We start from the raw sequence: 18,553 nt of genomic DNA, 5'->3' as shown, positions 1-18,553 counted from the left end.
ATGAAGAAGATCCGCGTTCTGGTGATCGACGACAGCGCCAGCGTGCGCCAGGCGATGACCTCGATCCTCTCCGCCGACCCCGAGATCGACGTCATCGCGGCCGCCGCGGATCCGTTCGCCGCCGCGCGCTACATGCAGTCCGAGGTGCCCGACGTCATCACGCTCGACGTCGAGATGCCGCGCATGGACGGCATCACCTTCCTGCGCCGGCTGATGGCGCAATGCCCGGTGCCGGTGGTGATGTGCTCCTCGCTGGTCGAGGAAGGGTCCGACACGCTGCTCCAGGCGCTGGAGGCCGGTGCGGTGGACGTGATCCTGAAGCCGCGCGTCGGCGTCGCCGATCACCTGGCCGAGGCGCATCTGATGATTCGCGAGACGGTGAAGGGCGCCGCGCGCGCGCGGATCGGCGCGCGCCGGGCGGAGCGGGTTCGTGCGCCGGCCGCCAAGCTGTCCGCCGATGCGGTGCTGCCGCCGCCCAACGGGCGCGCGATGAGCAAGACCACCGAGATGGTGGTGGCGATCGGCGCATCGACCGGCGGGACCGAGGCGCTGCGCGAGGTGCTGGAGGCGCTGCCGGCCAACTCGCCCGGTATCGTGATCGTCCAGCATATGCCCGAAAGCTTCACCCGCGCCTTCGCGCGCCGGCTCGACGGGCTGTGCGAGGTCGACGTGAAGGAGGCCGAGGACGGCGACACGGTGATGCGCGGCCGGGTGCTGATCGCGCCGGGCGGGTTGCGCCACACGATGCTGGAGCGGCAGGGCGCGCGCTATGTCGTGTCGGTCAAGGAAGGGCCGCTGGTGTCGCGCCACCGGCCGTCGGTGGACGTGCTGTTCCGCTCCGCCGCGCGCAACGCCGGGTCGAACGCGGTCGGGATCATCATGACCGGCATGGGCGACGACGGCGCGCGCGGGCTGCTGGAGATGAAGCAGGCCGGCGCGCGCACGTTCGCGCAGGATGAGGAAACGTCGATCGTCTTCGGGATGCCGAAGGAAGCGATCGCACGCGGCGCCGCCGACAAGGTGGTGCCGCTGGGCCGGATCGCGCGCGAGCTGTTGCAGGCGACGGCGCGCTGACGGGAAAGGATTGGGGATGCTGTTGACCACCATCGATCTGTCGAACGCCGCCCCGTTGCCGCTGGGGGCCGTGGCGGACGATCTCGACTCGCTGATCGGCAATCTGGAGGAAAGGTTCCGCTCGATCGGTGAGACGCTCGCCTCCACGATCGACACGGTCGACCGTATGGCGACGGGGCTGGACGACGTGCAGCGCGCGCTGTCGCCGGAAGTGGCCGGCGCGGCGGTGGACAAGCTGCGCCAGGCCGCGCAACGGCTGGGGACGCTGCCGGAGATGCGCCGCGCGCGCGCCGGTCAGATCTGCACGCTGACCACGCGCACGCGCGAGCTGCGCGAGTTGCTGTCGGACGTCGGCGAGCTGCTGCGCACGCTCAGCATCTATGGCATGAACATCAAGATCGCCTCGTCGGGCGAAATGTCGTTCGTGCAGTTCGCGACCGGCATGGAGGGCAAGCTCGACAGCGGGCGCCGCGAACTGAAGCAGTTCGCGCAGGAGCTGGACAGCTTCGGCACCGTCGTGCGCGACGTGAAACAGGCCGACGACCTGCTGGCCGACGAATGCAGCAAGGTGCCGCCGACCGTGACGGACGAGCTGTCGGGCAATGCCGACGTGCTGGAACGCCACCTGACCGCGACGGCGCGGATGGCGCGCGATGTCCGCGCGATCATGCAGCAGGTGCAGGGCGAGGTCGCGCGCATCCTGGGCGCGATCCAGGTCGGCGACAGCGTGCGCCAGCGCGTCGAACATTGCATCGCGATCCTGCGTGCCGCCGCGCCGCTGGGCGGCGAGGCGCCTCCGCCGGGCGCGGCCGCGCATCTCGCCCGGCTGGCGGCCGCGCAGATGCAGGGGATCGCGGACGAGTTTCGCCGCGAGATGCGCGCGCTGGTCGACTCGCTCGCCCGGCTCGGACCGCTCGCAGAGGAGCTGATGGCGATCATCGCCGCGCAGGCGAGCGGCGAGGAAAGCCAGGCGCTGACGCAGCTTCAGCGCGGCATCGCCGACATCGGCCATGTCACCGGGCGGTTGAGCGAGGCCGACCGGCAGCTGGAAGCGCTGACCGCCTTCGTCGCCAATACCATCTCCGACCTGACGCGCGGACTGGGCCGAATCCAGCGCATCGCCCTCGACGTGCAGGACATTTCGACGAACACGCGGCTGCTCTGCCGCCGCCACGGCATCATCGGGCGCGCGGTCGCGGTGATCGCGACCGAGGTCAACCCGTGCGCGGGGCGGCTGACGCAGCTGAGCACGGACATCGAACGCGTGGTGCAGTCGCTGGGCAGCGTGGACCTGCGACCGGGCGGTGGCGCGGGGGGCTCGACGGGTGCGCTCGACGATGCGCTGGAGGTGGTGCGCAACGCCTGCGAAACGTCCGATCAGGCGGTGTCGAGCGGCGGCGACGAAGCGCGGCGGATCATCTCCGTCCTGCAGCACGACGTCGGCGAGCTTCAGCGCGCGCACGGCTTCGCCGACACGCTGGAGATCGGCTCGACGGTGCTCCTGCGGCAGGCGGGCGACGAGCCGCTGACGCCCGACGACGAGGAGGCGCTCCACGTGCTGCTGCCATGGGCGGCACGCCTCTATACGATGGCGTCCGAGCGCGACATCCACGCCGGGTTCCTGCTGCCGGGAATGGACGCGCCGGTCACCGCGCCGCCGCCGGCGTTCGACGATGACGACGACGGGCTGTTCTGACCGCCCGTCGTCCGTCGCCTAACCGCAGGCGAGCCTGACGATCGTCCCACCGCCGTCTGTTTCGACGTTCAGCCGATCGGGGCGGAAGTCCATCGTCAGCGCCGCGCCGGTGACGTAGCGGCGGACGGTGCGCGCACCGCTGCGCCGCTGCGCCTCGGCGATCGCGGTCGCGGCCGGCTGCCCGATCAGCGGCTGCGCGGAATTGGCGTCACACTGCACGCCCGGCGCGGCGGCGGGCAGGGCCGGGGGAACCGGCGTCGCGGGGCGCGACGACGGCGCGCAGCCGGCCAGCACCGCCGCCAGCGACAGCAGCGCCGCGCGCCTCACGCCGCCGCCTCGGTCCGCGTCATCGTCAGCCGGCCGTTCAGCACCGCGAACGCCATCCTTCCCTCGACCAGATCGAGCGCGTCGCGCCCGAACTGGTCGAAACGCCAGCCCTGCAGGATCTGCAACCCGTCGCGCTGCCCGGCGGCGAGCAATTCCAGCTCGTCACCGCGCGCCAGCAGGCGCGGCGCCACGTCGATGTCGCGCGCGCGGATCTTGAGCAGCAGCTTGAGCAGGTCGGCGACCAGCGCCCCCTCCTTGCCCAGCCCCGGCTTGCGATCCTCGCGCGGCGGCATTTCATCCTCGGGCAGGGGGCGTGCACCCTCGATCGCCGCCATCAGGCGCGCGCCGATATCGTTGCCCGCCCATGTCTGCGACAGGCCGCGCACCTTGGCGAGGTCGGCCTGCTTGCGCGGCGCATGGCCCGCGAGATCGGCGATCGTCTCGTCCTTGACGATCCGCCCGCGCGGCAGGTCCTTGGCCTGCGCCTCCAGCTCGCGCCACTTCGCGATCGCCTTCAGCCGCCCCAGCACCTCGGGCTTGCGGCTCGACACGCGGACGCGCTTCCACGCGACATCGGGGTCGTTGGCGTAATTGGCGGGGTCGGCCAGACGCTCCATCTCCTGATCCAGCCACGCGCCGCGCCCGGTCTTGCGCAGCCGCTCCAGCATCTTCGGGAAGATCTTCGACAGGTGCGTCACGTCGCCGATCGCATATTCGATCTGCCGCGCATCCAGCGGCCGGCGCGCCCAGTCGGTGAAGCGCGCGCCCTTGTCGATCTGCACGCCCAGCCAGCTGTCGACCAGGTTCGAGTAACCGATCTGCTCGCCCTGACCCAGCGCCATCGCCGCCACCTGCGTATCGAACAGCGGGTGCGGCGTGCGACCGGTCAGATTGTAGATGATCTCGATATCCTGCCCGCCGGCGTGGACGACCTTCAGCACGTCGTCATTATCGGTCAGCAGGGTCAGGAGCGGGGTCAGGTCGATCCCAGGCGCCATCGGATCGATCGCGGCCGCCTCCTCGGTGTCGGCGATCTGGATCAGGCAGAGCTCGGGGTAATAGGTGCTCTCGCGCATGAACTCCGTGTCGACGGTGACGAACGGGGCTTGCGAGAGGCGCGCGCAGAGATTGGCGAGCGTGGCGCTGTCGGTGATGAGCGGATGAACGTGCATAAGCCGCCGTCCATAGCCCGGCGTACGCGCCTTGACAAAGAGGGGATGAAAAGGGGAGGGCGCTGGGCAACGACAACTTCGTCACCCCAGCGAAAGCCGGGGTCTTTCTCCGCGGGCGCGCGCTTGCGGCACGAGATCCCGGCCTTCGCCGGGATGACGCTATCAGAGATAATCGATGCACGCCTATCGCACCCACACCTGCGCCGCGCTCTCCGCCGAACAGGCCGGGGACACCGTTCGCCTGTCCGGCTGGGTGCATCGCAAGCGCGACCATGGCGGCGTACTGTTCGTCGACCTGCGCGACCATTACGGCATCACGCAGATCGTCGCCGACAGCGACTCGCCCGCGTTGGCGGTGCTGGACAGCGTGCGCGTCGAGTCGGTCGTCACGATCGACGGTAACGTGAAGCGCCGCTCGGAAGGCACGGTGAACCCCAACCTCGCGACCGGCGAGATCGAAGTCTATGCGCGCGCGGCGACCGTCCTGTCGGCGGCGGAGGAGCTGCCGATGCCGGTGGCGGGCGAGCAGGAATATCCGGAGGATATCCGCCTGCGCTATCGCTTCCTCGACCTGCGCCGCGAGACGCTGCACGCGAACATCGTGCGCCGGACCAAGGTGATTTCCGACATGCGCCGCCGCATGGAGGATGCGGGATTCACCGAATATTCGACCCCGATCCTGACCGCCTCGTCGCCGGAGGGCGCCCGCGACTTCCTGGTGCCCAGCCGCATCCATCCGGGCAAGTTCTACGCGCTCCCGCAGGCGCCGCAGCAGTACAAGCAGCTGCTGATGGTCGCGGGCTTCGACCGCTATTTCCAGATCGCGCCGTGCTTCCGCGACGAGGATCCGCGCGCCGACCGCCTGCCGGGCGAATTCTACCAGCTCGACCTGGAGATGAGCTTCGTCACGCAGGAAGAGGTGTGGGAAACGATGGAGCCGGTGATCGGCGGCATCTTCGAGAAGTTCGCCGACGGCCGCACCGTCACCCCGACCGGCCAGTTCCCGCGCATCCCCTATGACGAGGCGATGCTGAAGTACGGCAGCGACAAGCCCGACCTGCGCAACCCGCTCATCATCACCGACGTGTCGTCGCATTTCACGACCTCGGGCTTCGGCCTGTTCGAGCGGATCGTCGGTTCGGGCGGGGTCGTCCGCGCCATCCCGGCGCCGGGGACGGCGGAGAAAAGCCGCAAGTTCTTCGACGAGATGAACGACTGGGCGCGCAGCGAGGGTCATGCCGGGCTCGGCTATGTCACCCGCAAGGGTGGCGAGTTCGGCGGGCCGATCGCCAAGAATCATGGCGCCGAGGGCATGGAGGCGCTCTATGCCGCGCTGGGCCTCGGCCCGGACGACGGGCTGTTCTTCGCGGCGGGCAAGCCGGAACAGGCCGCCAAGCTCGCCGGTCTGGCGCGCAACCGCGTCGCCGATCAGCTCGGGCTGGTCGAACAGGGCGCGTTCCGGCTGTGCTGGATCGTGGACTTCCCGTTCTACGAATATGACGAGGACGAGAAGAAGGTCGAGTTCGCGCACAACCCCTTCTCGATGCCGCAGGGCGGGATGGACGCGCTGACCAACCAGGACGCGCTGACGATCAAGGCGTATCAATACGATCTGGTCTGCAACGGCTACGAGATCGCGTCGGGCTCGATCCGCAACCAGCACCCGGACCTGATGGTCAAGGCGTTCGAGCTGGTCGGCCTGTCGAAGGCGGATGTCGAGGAGCGCTTCGGCGGCCTCTATCGCGCCTTCCAGTACGGTGCGCCGCCGCACGGCGGGATGGCGGCGGGCGTCGACCGTATCGTCATGCTGTTGTGCGACGCGCAGAACCTGCGTGAAATCTCGCTGTTCCCGATGAACCAGCGCGCTGAGGACCTGCTGATGGGGGCACCCGCGCCGGCATCGATGAAGCAGCTCCGCGAACTGAGCGTGCGCGTGACGGCGGAGGCCCCGAAGAAGGACGCCGCCGCCACGGTCAGCCCGCACGCGGGGTAAGCGCCTCGTCATTCCCGCGCAGGCGGGAATCCAGACGCACAGGTTCTCGCTCGTGTCGCGACGTCAGAGGTTCTGGATTCCCGCCTCCGCGGGAATGATGGCGCGTGGGGAAGGGTGTCCCCTACCGCCGTCGCCCCTGCGCAGGCAGGGGCCCATGTCTGCTGCGTCGCGTGAGACGGCACGGACACATTCATGGCCCGTGTGTCCGCACCGTTTCCGAACGACGAAACAGCAATAGGCCCCTGCCTCCGCAGGGGCGACGTCGCGTTGTCGACCGAACACAAAAGGCCGCCCCGCTCCCCGACGGAGCGAGGCGGCCCTGTCACATCACGGGGCCTGGCGCTTACGCGGCTTCGAAATGCCCGTCTTCCTGCAGCACGTTCAGCTTGCCGTCCTTGATCGCGAAGACCGCGCCGTGGAGCTTGAGCGAGCCGTCCTTCAACCGCTCCTGCACGAACGGGAAGGTCTTCAGGTTCTCGATCGACACCTTCACGCCTTCCTGTTCCAGCGCGGTCTGGCCCTCGTCGCCCTGGCCGTGTTCATGGACGACCTTCTCGCGCGCGCCATCGAGCAGCTTGATCCACTCCGCGACGAAGCCGCCCTCGCCGGGCTTGGCTTCCTTCAGCGCGCCCGACAGCGACGCCTTCACGCCGCCGCACTGGCCGTGACCGAGGACGAGGATTTCCTCGACCTTCAGCACCGTGACCGCGAACTCCAGCGCCGCCGACACGCCGTGCAGACCGCCCGACGGATCGAAGGGCGGGACCAGGTTGGCGACGTTGCGCACCACGAACACCTCGCCGGGCGCGGTGCCGAAGATCGTGGCCGGATCGACGCGGCTGTCGGAGCAGGCGATGACCATCACCGCCGGGGTCTGCCCCTCGGCCAGCTTGCTCCAGCTCTCGCGCTCATCGATCCAGTCGGTCCCGCGGAACCGGTAATAGCCCTCGATGAGGTCGTGGAACTTTCTCATGCTGTAACAGCCCTTCGTTGTTTCGGATGGAAGTAAACGCTATCTGCGAGCCCATGAACGACATGACCCCGCTCCCGGCTCCCGCGCGTCAACGCAAGCCCGACTGGATTCGGGTGAAGGCTCCGACCAGCGAAGGCTTCGCCGCGACCCGTGCGCTGATGCGCTCGAAAAGCCTGACCACCGTCTGCGAGGAGGCGGCCTGCCCGAATATCGGCGAGTGCTGGACCAAGAAGCACGCGACCGTGATGATCCTGGGCGACACGTGCACGCGCGCCTGCGCCTTCTGCAACGTGAAGACCGGCATGCCGCGCGCCGTCGACCCGATGGAGCCGCAGAACGTCGCCGACGCGGCGGCGCAGATGGGTCTGGCTCATATCGTCGTCACCTCGGTCGATCGCGACGACCTGCCCGATGGCGGTGCGAAGCAGTTCGTGAAGGTTATCGAGGCCATACGTCGCACCAACCCCCAAACCACCATCGAGATCCTGACACCGGATTTCCGGAACAAGCATGAGGCGGCGGTCGAGGCAATCGTCGCGGCGCGGCCAGACGTATATAATCACAATCTGGAAACAGTGCCCAGGTTGTACCCGACCATCCGCCCCGGCGCGCGCTACTACGCGTCGCTGCGATTGCTCGAAAGCGTCAAGAAACTCGACCCGTCGATCTTCACCAAGTCCGGCATCATGTTGGGATTGGGCGAGGAACGACTGGAGGTCCATCAGGTGATGGACGACATGCGCTCGGCCGACATCGATTTCCTGACGATGGGGCAATATCTGCAGCCGACTCCGCGCCATGCGAAGGTCGCCGACTTCGTCACCCCGGCCGCGTTCGACGCCTTCGCGGCGATCGGGCGGGCGAAGGGCTTTCTGCTGGTCGCCTCGTCGCCGCTGACGCGCTCGAGCTATCACGCGGGCGACGATTTCGCGAAGATGAAGGCGGCGCGCGACGCGAAGCTGGCCAGCGTCCGGAATGCCTAAGCATAGCGAGACCCGGCGGCTTCCCTACACGCCGGAGCAGATGTTCGACCTGGTCGCGGACGTGCGGCGCTACCCGGAATTTCTGCCGTGGGTCAGTGCGATGCGTGTCCGGAAGGACGGCGCCGACGAAACGCTGGCCGACATGATCGTCGGGTTCAAGGGGCTGCGCGAAACCTTCACCTCGAAGGTCACGAAGCAGCGCCCGGACACGATCCGCGTCGAATATATCGAGGGGCCGCTGAAGTATCTCAACAACGACTGGCGGTTTCGCGCGGACCCCGACGGCGGCTGCCTGGTCGATTTCTCGGTCGACTTTGCGTTCAAGAACCGGATGTTCGAGATGCTGGCGGGGCAGGTGTTCGGCGTCGCGCTGCGCCGGATGATCGGCGCGTTCGAGGAGCGCGCGGCGGTTCTCTACGGTGCCTCGGGCAGCAGCAGTTCCAGCGCACACAGCGCCGCCTGAAGCCGGACGCCGCCGCGTCCCAGATCACCGAAGAAGCGTTTGTCGGCGACCACGTCGGCCGGGTCGCCGCCGCGCTCGGCACGCGCGAACACCACCGTGCCGACCGGCTTCTTATCGGTCCCGCCGCCCGGCCCCGCGACGCCGGTGATCGCCACCGCGACATCGGCGTCGGACTTGGCCAGCGCGCCCTGTGCCATGCTCCACGCCACCGCGATCGACACCGCGCCGAATGTGTCGAGCACGTCGCCGCTGACGCTCAGCAATTGCTGCTTGGCGGTGTTGGAATAGGTGACGAACCCCGCCTCCAGCACCTCGGACGATCCGGGGATTTCCGTCAGCGCAGCGGACACCAGCCCGCCGGTGCAACTTTCCGCCACCGCGATCCGGCGTCCGATCGCGCGATTCGCCTCGATCACCCGGCGCGCGGCGTCGACCAGTTCGACAGGCAGGGTCAGCTCGCTCATTGCGCTGCCCCCGCCGCGCAGACCGGCAGGTCGGGGATCGTGCTGCGTTTCCCCTTCGCCTTCTCGGCCTTCAGATATTGCAGTGTCGCCACGACGATCCCGGCGGTGTTGCGCGCCGGCAGCGGCTCCAGCAGCGTGACCAGCCGGTCGAGCGTCGGGCAGTCGGACGGCTGGATACGCCCGGTGATCTGCGGTGCGAGGATCGAGGTGAGCATCGGACGCGCATAGTCGCTGAGCAGCAGCAGTTCCACCGCCGGATCGCTCAGCTTCGCGATCGCGGTGCGGGCGGAGGGCCATGCCCGCTCGGCCTCGCGATCATATTTGTCGAGGAACGCGCCGCTGGTCCGCCGCAGCAGGCTGGAGGCGGGCAGCGCGGCGCAGACGCGCCCGGCGTCGCGGATGATCTCCGGCATCGTGACCAGCGCGATCGCCTCCGCCTCGGTGCCCGACAGGCACGGCGTCTGTGCGGCCGCGGGCGGGGCGGCCAGCAACGCGGCGGCGCCGAGGGCGAGCAGCGGCCTCATGCCCACCCACCCGTCACCCCGGCATAGGCCGGGGTCCACCCTTCCGCACCTTCAGCGGCACCGGCGCTTGCGGCACGGTGGATCCCGGCCTTCGCCGGGATGACGGAAAGAAGGTTACGTTTGGTCCGCATCATACCAGCGCCGCCCCCGGCAACGTCACGGTCGCCACCGCCTGCGCGGCGATCCCTTCGCCACGGCCCGTGAATCCCAGTCGCTCGGTCGTCGTCGCCTTCACGCTGACCCGATCGGTCGAGAGGCCGAGAAGTTCCGCGATCCGCGCCTGCATCGCCGCGCGATGCGGCCCGATCTTTGGCGCCTCGCACATCAGGGTCAGGTCGACGAAGGTGATCCGCCCGCCGCGCGCCTCGACCAGCGCGCGGGCATGCGACAGGAACTGCCCCGATTCGGCACCGCGCCATTGCGGGTCGCTGGGCGGGAAATGCGTGCCGATATCGCCGGCCGCGATCGTGCCGAGTACGGCATCGGTGATCGCATGGAGCGCGACATCGGCGTCGCTATGCCCCGACAGCCCCTGATGATGCGGGATCAGCACGCCGCCCAGCCACAATTCCTCGCCATCCTCCAGCCGGTGGACGTCGAACCCGCTCGCCGAACGCGTCTCGACGCCCAGCCGCGCCTCGGCGGCGGCAAAGTCCGCCGGGAACGTGATCTTGTCGAGCATCGTATCGCCTTCCACCATCGCCACCGGGATGCCGAGTGCGCGGACCATCTGCGCATCGTCGGTCGCCGAGCCGGTCCAGGCCGCATGCGCCTTCATGAGTGTCTCGTACCGGAACGCCTGCGGCGTCTGCACGCGCCGCAACGCATCGCGCTCCACCGTCGCACCGTCGGTCGCGACCAGCGTGTCGGCGATCGGCAATACCGGGATCGCGCCGTCCGCTTCGTCGAGCGCGGCCAGCAGCCGGTCGATCACCGCCGCGCGCAGAAACGGGCGCGCGGCATCATGGACGAGGACGCGTGTCGCCCCGACCAGCGCGGCAAGCCCCGCCGCCACGCTGTCGCGCCGCTCCGCTCCGCCGATCACATGCTCCGCGCCGGGCACCGCGTCCTGCAACAACGCTTCCTGCCCCGCGCCGATCGCGACCAGTACGCGGTCGATCGCGGGGTGTCGCGACAGCGCGTCATGGCTCCACGCCAGCATCGCGCGGCCACCGAGGGGGGCGAACTGCTTGGGCAGCGCGCTCCCGCTGCGGGTGCCGGTGCCGGCGGCGACGATCAGGGCAACCGTGGTCATGGGGGCGCCCTAGCCGCTCGCGCGACGCCCGTCACCCCGCGCGGAGGGCGGGGTAGCAGGCGGCATTGCTTCCCCCAGATCGTCGCCCCGGCGGAGCCCGGGGTCCAGTTGGGGGCCGCTTCCGCATTCCACGAGTCGCTCGCCACTGGACCCCGGCCTCCGCCGGGGTGACGAGAAATAAGGGATGACGGCCGGCCCCTCCGCCGCCCAACCTTGCCCGAATCGTCCCCATCGCCTACCTGCCCATTTTTCAGGCAGCTTCCGAAACCCCTTATGCTCCGACCCATTCAGATCGGTGACGTCCGCATCGACGAACCCGTCGTGCTCGCGCCGATGACCGGTGTGACCGATCAGCCGTTCCGCACGCTCGTCCGCCGCTTCGGCTCGGGGCTGAACGTCACCGAGATGATCGCCAGCCAGGCCGCGATCCGCGAGACGCGCCAGTCGATCCAGAAGGCCGCCTGGCACCTTTCCGAAGAGCCGGTGTCGATGCAGCTCGTCGGCTGCACCCCCTATGAGATGGCGGAGGCGGCGAAGCTGGCGCGCGACAAGGGCGCGGCGATCATCGACATCAACATGGGCTGCCCGGTCCGCAAGGTGACGAACGGCGACGCCGGGTCGGCACTGATGCGCGACCTGAACCTGGCGACGCAGTTGATCGAGGCGATCGTGAAGGCGGTCGACGCGCCGGTGACGCTGAAGATGCGGATGGGCTGGTGCCACGACAGCCTGAACGCGCCCGAACTGGCGCGCATCGCCGAGGATCTGGGCGTGAAGATGGTGACGGTCCACGGCCGCACCCGCAACCAGATGTACAAGGGGAGCGCCAACTGGCGCTTCATCCGCTCGGTCAAGGACGCGGTGTCGATCCCGGTGATCGCCAATGGCGACATCTGTTCGATCGAGGATGCCGAGGCGGCGCTGGCGCAATCGGGCGCGGACGGGATCATGATCGGGCGCGGCGCTTATGGGCGCCCGTGGTTGCTGGCGCAGGTGATGCACTGGTTCCGCACCGGGGAGCGGATGCCCGATCCGACGCTGGCGGAGCAATACGACCTCATCGCCGAACATTATGACGCGATGCTCTCGCATTACGGCACCTTCACCGGCGTCAACATGGCGCGCAAACATATCGGCTGGTATACCAAGGGGCTGAACGGATCGGCCGAGTTCCGCAACCGCGTCAACCAGGAGCCCGACGCCGATCGCGTGAAGGCGATGCTCGCCGACTTCTATGCGCCGGAGCGGCTGGGGCAGGCGGCGTGATGCTGTCGCAGCGCGGCCCCGACGCGGCGGAGCTGCTCGCCGCGCTGCCGGTCGCCTTGCTGGTCGTCGATGCCGAGGATCGCATCGCGCGCGTCAATGCCGAGTGCGAGACGCTGCTCAACCTGTCCGAACGCGCGATGGTGGGCCAGCCGCTCGGCGCGGTCCTGTCCTTTCCCGACGCCGGATCGCGGCGGGACGGCCATGCCTTCGCGATCTTCGACGCCGATGTTCAGACGCTGCGCGGCGTGAAGCTGCGCGTCGATCTGATTGAGGCGGCGGTGGTCGATCATCCCGGCTGGCGGACGATCACGCTCCACAACGCGGCGGCGTCGCGGCGGCTGGGCGTGTCGGCGGATCGCGCGGCGGCGGCGCGCTCGGCGGTCGGCGCGGCGGCGATGCTGGCGCATGAGATCAAGAACCCGCTGTCCAGCATCCGTGGCGCGGCGCAGCTGATCGCGGACGGCGCGGATGCGGACGAACTGACGCGGCTGATGATCGCCGAGGTCGATCGCGTCGCCGCGCTGATCGACCATATGGAGGATTTCACCGACACGCGCCCGCGCGAGGTTGCGCCGATGAACATCTATCCGCTGCTGGCGCATGCGCGCGGCGTGGCGCTGGCCGGCTTCGCGCGCGGAATCGCGATCGAGGAACGCTATGATCCGTCGCTGCCGCAGGCGCTGGGCAACAGCGATTCGCTGCTCCAGGTGATCCTCAACCTGCTGAAGAACGCCGCCGCCGCGCTGGGTGAGCGCGGCGAGCGCACGATCACGCTGGCCACCGCCTATCGCCACGGCGTGACGGTCGCGGCGGGCCGGGGGCGCGGGCGCACGCCGCTGCCGATCGAGATCTGCGTGATCGATACCGGGCCGGGGGCGCCGGCTGACATCGCCGACCATCTATTCGACCCGTTCGTGTCCAGCCGGCCGGAGGGCAAGGGGCTCGGTCTCGCGCTGGTCGACAAGCTGGTGCGCGACATGGGCGGGATCGTGCAATATTCGCGCGAGGGCATGCCGCACCAGACCGTCTTCCGCATCCTCCTGCCACGGGCGAAAGCATGACCGGCGCGGGGAGCGCGGTCGGGCGCGTGCTGCTGGTCGATGACGACGATGCGATCCGCACCGTCGTCGCCCATGCGCTGCGCCGTGCCGGGCATGAAGTGCGGACCGCCGCCAGCCTGTCGGAGCTGGAGCGCGAGCTGCGCAGCCATCCGCCCGACGTGCTGCTGACCGATGTGGTGCTGCCCGACGGCGACGGGATCGACCATGCCGGCGCCGTGCTGTCCGCGCGGCCCGACCTGCCGGTGATCGTGCTGTCGGCGCGCAACACGCTGACCACCGCCGTCCGCGCGACCGAGGCCGGCGCCTACGACTATCTGCCCAAGCCCTTCGACCTCGATACGCTGACCCGCACCGTCGCGGCGGCGCTGGCCCGGCGCGGCGGCGTAGCGGCGGGGGAAGCGGCGGACCATGATCCGTCGCTGCCGCTGATCGGGCGCTCGCCCGCGATGCAGGACGTGTACCGGGTGATCGCGCGGGTCGTCTCCAATGACCTGACCGTGCTGGTGTCGGGCGAATCGGGCACCGGCAAGGAGCTGGTCGCGCGCGCGATCCACGACCTGGGTGCGCGCCGCGCGGCGCCCTTCGTACCGATCAACATGGCCGCGATCCCGCGCGACCTGATCGAGGCGGAGTTGTTCGGACATGAACGCGGCGCCTTCACCGGCGCGGCGCAGCGCAGCGCGGGACGGTTCGAGCAGGCGGCGGGCGGCACGCTGTTCCTCGACGAGATCGGCGACATGCCGATCGAGGCGCAGACGCGGCTGTTGCGCGTGCTGCAATCGGGCGAATTCACCACCGTCGGCGGCGCGCGCACGATCCGCGCCGATGTCCGCATCGTCGCGGCCACCAACCGCGACCTGCAACAGGCGGTCGCCGCCGGGCAGTTCCGGGAGGATCTCTACTACCGCCTCAACGTCGTCCCCGTCTCGCTGCCGGCGTTGCGCGAGCGGCGCGGCGATGTCGCGGAGCTGGCGCGCCACTTTCTCGACCGCGCGGCGGCGGAGGGGTTGCCGCGCAAGACGCTGGACGCCGCGGCGGTCGCGGTGCTGGAGGCGCACGACTGGCCCGGCAACGTCCGCGAGCTGGAGAACGTCATGCGCCGCCTCGCGGCCCTGTCGCGCGACGACCGGATCGGCGCGGCGGAGGTCGGCGCGACGATCGGCGCGGCGCCGGCGGCCGAGGCCGCGCCCGATCCGGGCATCGAGGCGGCGGTGCGCGCGATGATCGAGCGGCTGGCACGGCAGGAGCCGCGCGCGCTCGACGACGGATCGCTCTACGCCCGGATCATCGGCGAGGTGGAGCGTCCGCTGATCGAGGCGATGCTGGCGCGCCATGGCGGCAACCAGCTCCGCGCCGCACGCGCGATCGGCCTGAACCGCAATACGCTCCGCAAGCGGCTGGACGTTCTGGGTATCGACGTGGGCGCGCGCGGGGGCGACACCGACAACTGACCTCCGCCGCTTTGCAAGGAAGGCGGGATTCGCGCCATCGTGACCCGCATATGACACGTCACGGCGAAATATGTGTTCTCTGTGCAACACCGATGTTGTACCGGGAGTGCGATGTACGCAGGCGTGACGGCCTCCTCTTCTGCTTCGCCGCCGCCCGCGCGGCGGGTCGGCGTGACCCCGGCGGTCGAACTGATGGTGCTGGCCACCGCGGTCGGTGTCGCGATCGCCAGCTACTTCACGCTGCGGGGCGAGGGCGATCCGGGTCGGCTGCTCGCGCCGCCGCTGGTCGCTTTCCTGCTCGTCGCCAATCTCGTCACCGGCATCGCGCTGATGATGCTGCTCGGCCGCCGCATCGCGCTCAGCCGCGCCGCGCGCTCGCCGGTCGGGGCGGGCGGGCGGCTGCACGTCCGGCTGGTGCTGCTCTTCTCGCTGGTGGCGGCGGTGCCGGCGCTGCTGGTGACGATCTTCGCCTCGCTGCTGTTCCAGTATGGCGTGCAATTCTGGTATTCGGACCGCGCGCGCGGCATGTTCGAGAACGCCGCCTCGATCGCGCAGGAAAGCTATAATAAGGAACAGGACCGGATCGCCAACGAGACGGTCACGATGGCCGGCGACCTCGCCAGCTATCTGCGCGACAATGCGATCGACAGCAAACGCTTCACCGAGGGGCTGTTCTACCAGCTCTATCTGCGCAACCTGTCGGAGGCGCTGGTGGTACAGCGCGGCGCGGACGGCGAGCTGCGCACGCTGGCGCTGGTCAATCCCTATGACCGCCCGCTCGACCGGGTGGTGACGACGGACATGACCCAGCGGCTCGACAAGGGCGAGCGCGCGGTGGTGATCCCCAGCCGCGACCGCGTCGGCGCGCTGACCACGCTCGACTATCAGCCGCATACCTATCTCTATTCCGCGCGCGTCTTCGACCAGCAACTGGAGGCGCAGATCAATCGCGGCGGGGCGGTGCTGGCCGATTACCGGCAACTGATCGCGCGCGCGCGGGCACTGCAACTGCGCTTCAACGCGGCGTTGCTGATCGTCTCGTTGCTGATCGTCGGGGTCGCGGTGTGGATCGCGCTGACCGTCGCGGATCGCCTCGTCCGCCCGGTCGGCGAGCTGGTCGATGCCGCGCGCCGTGTCGAGGGCGGCGACTTCTCCGCGCGCGTGCCCGAGACGCTGGAGCGCGACGAGATCGGCACGCTGTCCAACGCCTTCAACAGCATGACCGCGCGGCTGGTGGCGCAGAACAGCGCGCTCGACAATCGTCGCGCGCTGATCGAGGCGGTGATGTCGGGCGTGTCGGCGGGGGTCATCTCGATCGGTGCGGAGGATCGCACGATCCGCCTCATCAACAGCTCGGCCCAGCAATTGATGGGACTGGCCGAGCCGCCGGTCGGGCGCGCGCTCCACGATGTCGCCCCCGAACTCGACGCGCTCCTCGACCAGCCGGGGCGCGAGGCGACGGTGCAGATCGCGGTACAGGGCGAGATGCGCACCTTCGCCGTCCGCATCGCGCGCGACGGCAGCGGTCCGATCATCACCTTCGACGATATCACCCAGCAGCTCACCGATCAGCGCCGCGCCGCCTGGGCCGATGTCGCGCGCCGCATCGCGCACGAGATCAAGAACCCGCTCACCCCGATCCAGCTCGCCGCCGAACGGCTCCAGCGCCGCTACGGCAGCAAGATCGACCCCGCCGACACCACGTTCGCTCGGCTGACCGACACGATCGTGCGGCAGGTCGGCGACCTGCGGCGGATGGTCGACGAATTCTCGTCCTTCGCGCGGATGCCCAAGCCGGTGTTCCGCGAGGAATCGCTGGTCGATATCGCACGCCAGACGATGTTCCTGCACGAGGTCGCGCACCCTGGAATCCGCTTCGCGCTCGACCATGACGATCCCGCGCCGTCGCTGGTCTGTGACCGTCGCCAACTGGGGCAGGCGCTGACCAATATCGTCAAGAACGCGGTCGAGGCGGTCGAGGAAGCCGACGCGAGCGAGGGCAGCATCACGATGACGCTGTCCGAAAGCGACGGCCGTGTGACGATCGCGGTCGCCGACACGGGCATCGGCCTTCCGCTGGAACGCGACCGGATCGTCGAGCCGTACATGACCACCCGCGCGCGCGGCACGGGCCTCGGCCTCGCCATCGTGAAGAAAATCGTCGAGGAACATTTCGGCACGATGACCTTTGCCGACCGGCCCGGTGGCGGCACGATCGTCACGCTCTCGTTCGACACCGCGCCGCTGGCGGCCCTCGCCAGCGATGACCATTCGCCCTCCCAGGACGACGATCGCACGATCGCCGCCCTGACCAGAAACCGGATCTAGACCCATGGCGATCGACATCCTCGTCGTCGACGACGAACGCGACATCCGCGAACTCGTGGCCGGCGTCCTCGAAGACGAGGGCTATGACACGCGCATGGCCGGCGACAGCGACGCGGCGCTGGAGGCGATCGCGACGCGCCGCCCCAGCCTCGTCCTGCTTGACGTGTGGCTGCAGGGCTCGCGGCTCGACGGGCTCGACCTGCTGGAGGAGATCAAGCGCCGCGATCCGTCGATCCCGGTACTGGTCATCTCCGGCCACGGCACGCTCGACACCGCCGTCGCCGCGATCCGCAAGGGCGCCGCCGACTTCATCGAGAAGCCGTTCCAGGCCGAACGCCTGCTCCTGATGGTCGAGCGCGCGACCGAGACCGAGCGGCTGCGCGCCGAGGTCGCCAGCTTGCGCGCCGCCACCGGGCGCGGCACCGACCTGACCGGCAGTTCGACCGCGATCAACGCCGTCCGCGCGACCCTGAAGCGGGTGGCCGCGACCGGCAGCCGCGTGCTCATCATGGGTCCGGCGGGGGTGGGCAAGGAGGTCGCCGCACGGCTGCTCCACGGCTGGAGCCAGCGCGCACACGCCAATTTCGTGATCGCCAGCACCGCGGGCATGAATCCGGAGCGGATCGAGGAGGAATTGTTCGGGGTCGAGGACGGCGGCGATCTCGTCCGCACCGGCCTGCTCGAACAGGCGCATGGCGGGACATTGTTCCTCGACGAAATCGCCGACATGCCGTCGGCGACGCAGGCGCGGATCCTGCGCGTGCTGACCGACCAGAGCTTCACCCGCGTCGGCGGCACCCGCGTCGTGAAGGTCGACGTGCGCGTCGTCTCCGCCACCGCGCGCGACCTCGCGATGGAGATCGCCGAGGGCCGCTTCCGCGAGGATCTCTATTACCGCCTCAACGTCGTTCCCGTGACGATCCCGCCGCTCGCCGAACGCCGCGAGGATATCCCGGCGCTGGTCGAGCATTTCGTCGCGCATTACGCCGCCGAGCGCCGCGTGCCACCGCCCGAAATTGCGACCGACGCGCTGGTCGCCCTCCAATCCTACGAATGGCCCGGCAATGTCCGTGAGTTGCGCAACGTCGTGGAGCGCACCATCATCCTCGCGCCGGGCGACCGGATCGGCCGCATCGACCTCGACCTGCTTCCGGCCGAGGTACTGGGCACGCAGGACGCCGGAACCGGTGCCAGCGCGATCATGGGCGCGCCGCTCCGCGAGGCGCGCGAGACGTTCGAGCGCGAATATCTCCGCGTGCAGATCCGCCGCTTCTCCGGCAACATCTCGCGCACCGCCAGCTTCATCGGCATGGAGCGCTCCGCGCTCCACCGCAAACTCAAGCTGCTCGGCATCACCGAAACCCGCGACGAATAGCCCTCCCCCGTCGCCCCGGCGAAGGCCGGGACCCGGTTGGGAAGGCCGACCTGACGACACGCGGCGCACGTCGCAAAGCGCCCGTCACCGGACTCCATGCGTGGCTGGGGGGGCGTATATATGCCGCCCTACGTCATTCCCGCGAAGG

General features: G+C 69.3%; 16 protein-coding genes. 10 read left to right on the top strand and 6 right to left on the bottom strand.

Translation table 11 applies throughout. From position 1 onward, the window contains the following. Positions 1-1,074: a protein-glutamate methylesterase/protein-glutamine glutaminase gene (locus NS334_RS04410; protein ID WP_058754770.1), complete on the top strand. Its 1,074-nt coding sequence runs from the start codon at positions 1-3 to the stop codon at positions 1,072-1,074. Between the two features lie 16 nt (positions 1,075-1,090). Beyond that, positions 1,091-2,770 (top strand): hypothetical protein, encoded by a 1,680-nt coding sequence (locus tag NS334_RS04405; protein WP_058754769.1) that lies wholly within the window; start codon positions 1,091-1,093, stop codon positions 2,768-2,770. 18 nt (positions 2,771-2,788) lie between these two features. Here NS334_RS04405 and NS334_RS04400 read toward each other — a convergent pair whose 3' ends face one another. Both NS334_RS04400 and rnd read right to left on the bottom strand, forming a co-directional pair. Then, positions 2,789-3,097 carry an I78 family peptidase inhibitor gene (locus NS334_RS04400; protein ID WP_058754768.1) on the bottom strand — a complete coding sequence of 103 codons (309 nt, stop codon included), beginning with the start codon at positions 3,095-3,097 and terminating at the stop codon, positions 2,789-2,791. Beyond that, positions 3,094-4,269: a ribonuclease D gene (gene rnd / locus NS334_RS04395; RefSeq protein WP_058754767.1), complete on the bottom strand. Its 1,176-nt coding sequence runs from the start codon at positions 4,267-4,269 to the stop codon at positions 3,094-3,096. Before rnd ends, NS334_RS04400 begins: the two co-directional genes overlap by 4 nt. A gap of 175 nt (positions 4,270-4,444) precedes the next feature. On the opposite strand from rnd, the gene aspS reads away from it, so the two are divergent. Beyond that, the gene (aspS, locus tag NS334_RS04390) at positions 4,445-6,262 is read left to right on the top strand and encodes an aspartate--tRNA ligase (protein WP_058754766.1); all 1,818 of its coding nucleotides are present in this window, start codon (positions 4,445-4,447) and stop codon (positions 6,260-6,262) included. Positions 6,263-6,605: 343 nt separating this feature from the next. Here aspS and NS334_RS04385 read toward each other — a convergent pair whose 3' ends face one another. Further along, positions 6,606-7,235 (bottom strand): carbonic anhydrase, encoded by a 630-nt coding sequence (locus tag NS334_RS04385; protein WP_058754765.1) that lies wholly within the window; start codon positions 7,233-7,235, stop codon positions 6,606-6,608. 53 nt (positions 7,236-7,288) lie between these two features. Between NS334_RS04385 and lipA the strand changes: the two genes are divergently transcribed. Together lipA and NS334_RS04375 are read left to right on the top strand one after the other, a co-directional pair. Next, positions 7,289-8,218: a lipoyl synthase gene (gene lipA, locus NS334_RS04380; protein WP_058754764.1), complete on the top strand. Its 930-nt coding sequence runs from the start codon at positions 7,289-7,291 to the stop codon at positions 8,216-8,218. Then, a complete protein-coding gene (locus NS334_RS04375; protein ID WP_058754763.1) occupies positions 8,211-8,681 on the top strand; it encodes a type II toxin-antitoxin system RatA family toxin in 471 nt (156 codons plus the stop codon). Before lipA ends, NS334_RS04375 begins: the two co-directional genes overlap by 8 nt. On the opposite strand, the gene NS334_RS04370 is transcribed toward NS334_RS04375, so the two are convergent. The 3 genes from NS334_RS04370 to NS334_RS04360 form a co-directional block, all read right to left on the bottom strand. Continuing rightward, entirely contained in the window at positions 8,633-9,145 is a 513-nt protein-coding gene (locus tag NS334_RS04370; protein ID WP_058754762.1) for a CinA family protein, read from the bottom strand. The genes NS334_RS04375 and NS334_RS04370 overlap by 49 nt on opposite strands. After that, positions 9,142-9,669 carry a hypothetical protein gene (locus tag NS334_RS04365; protein WP_058754761.1) on the bottom strand — a complete coding sequence of 176 codons (528 nt, stop codon included), beginning with the start codon at positions 9,667-9,669 and terminating at the stop codon, positions 9,142-9,144. The genes NS334_RS04370 and NS334_RS04365 overlap by 4 nt, the downstream gene beginning before the upstream one ends. Positions 9,670-9,799: 130 nt before the next feature. Beyond that, a complete protein-coding gene (locus tag NS334_RS04360) occupies positions 9,800-10,924 on the bottom strand; it encodes a bifunctional 2-C-methyl-D-erythritol 4-phosphate cytidylyltransferase/2-C-methyl-D-erythritol 2,4-cyclodiphosphate synthase (protein ID WP_058754760.1) in 1,125 nt (374 codons plus the stop codon). Between the two features lie 273 nt (positions 10,925-11,197). Here NS334_RS04360 and dusB point away from each other — a divergent pair, with 273 nt between their 5' ends. From dusB to NS334_RS04335, 5 genes are all read left to right on the top strand, one after another. Beyond that, positions 11,198-12,190, top strand: coding sequence for a tRNA dihydrouridine synthase DusB (gene dusB / locus NS334_RS04355; protein ID WP_058754759.1), 993 nt, complete (start codon positions 11,198-11,200; stop codon positions 12,188-12,190). Continuing rightward, entirely contained in the window at positions 12,190-13,251 is a 1,062-nt protein-coding gene (locus NS334_RS04350) for a two-component system sensor histidine kinase NtrB (protein ID WP_058754758.1), read from the top strand. The genes dusB and NS334_RS04350 overlap by 1 nt, the downstream gene beginning before the upstream one ends. Further along, the gene (ntrC, locus tag NS334_RS04345) at positions 13,248-14,702 is read left to right on the top strand and encodes a nitrogen regulation protein NR(I) (protein ID WP_058754757.1); all 1,455 of its coding nucleotides are present in this window, start codon (positions 13,248-13,250) and stop codon (positions 14,700-14,702) included. Before NS334_RS04350 ends, ntrC begins: the two co-directional genes overlap by 4 nt. Before the next feature lie 111 nt (positions 14,703-14,813). Beyond that, entirely contained in the window at positions 14,814-17,030 is a 2,217-nt protein-coding gene (locus tag NS334_RS04340; RefSeq protein WP_058754756.1) for a sensor histidine kinase, read from the top strand. A 4-nt stretch (positions 17,031-17,034) separates the two neighbouring features. Beyond that, positions 17,035-18,405 carry a sigma-54-dependent transcriptional regulator gene (locus NS334_RS04335; RefSeq protein ID WP_058754755.1) on the top strand — a complete coding sequence of 457 codons (1,371 nt, stop codon included), beginning with the start codon at positions 17,035-17,037 and terminating at the stop codon, positions 18,403-18,405. Positions 18,406-18,553: the final 148 nt, after the last annotated feature.

Origin of the sequence: Sphingomonas endophytica, assembly GCF_001476895.1 — a bacterium.
Taxonomy (GTDB): Bacteria; Pseudomonadota; Alphaproteobacteria; order Sphingomonadales; family Sphingomonadaceae; genus Sphingomonas; species Sphingomonas endophytica_A.
This window is presented reverse-complemented; position numbering and strand designations above follow the sequence as displayed.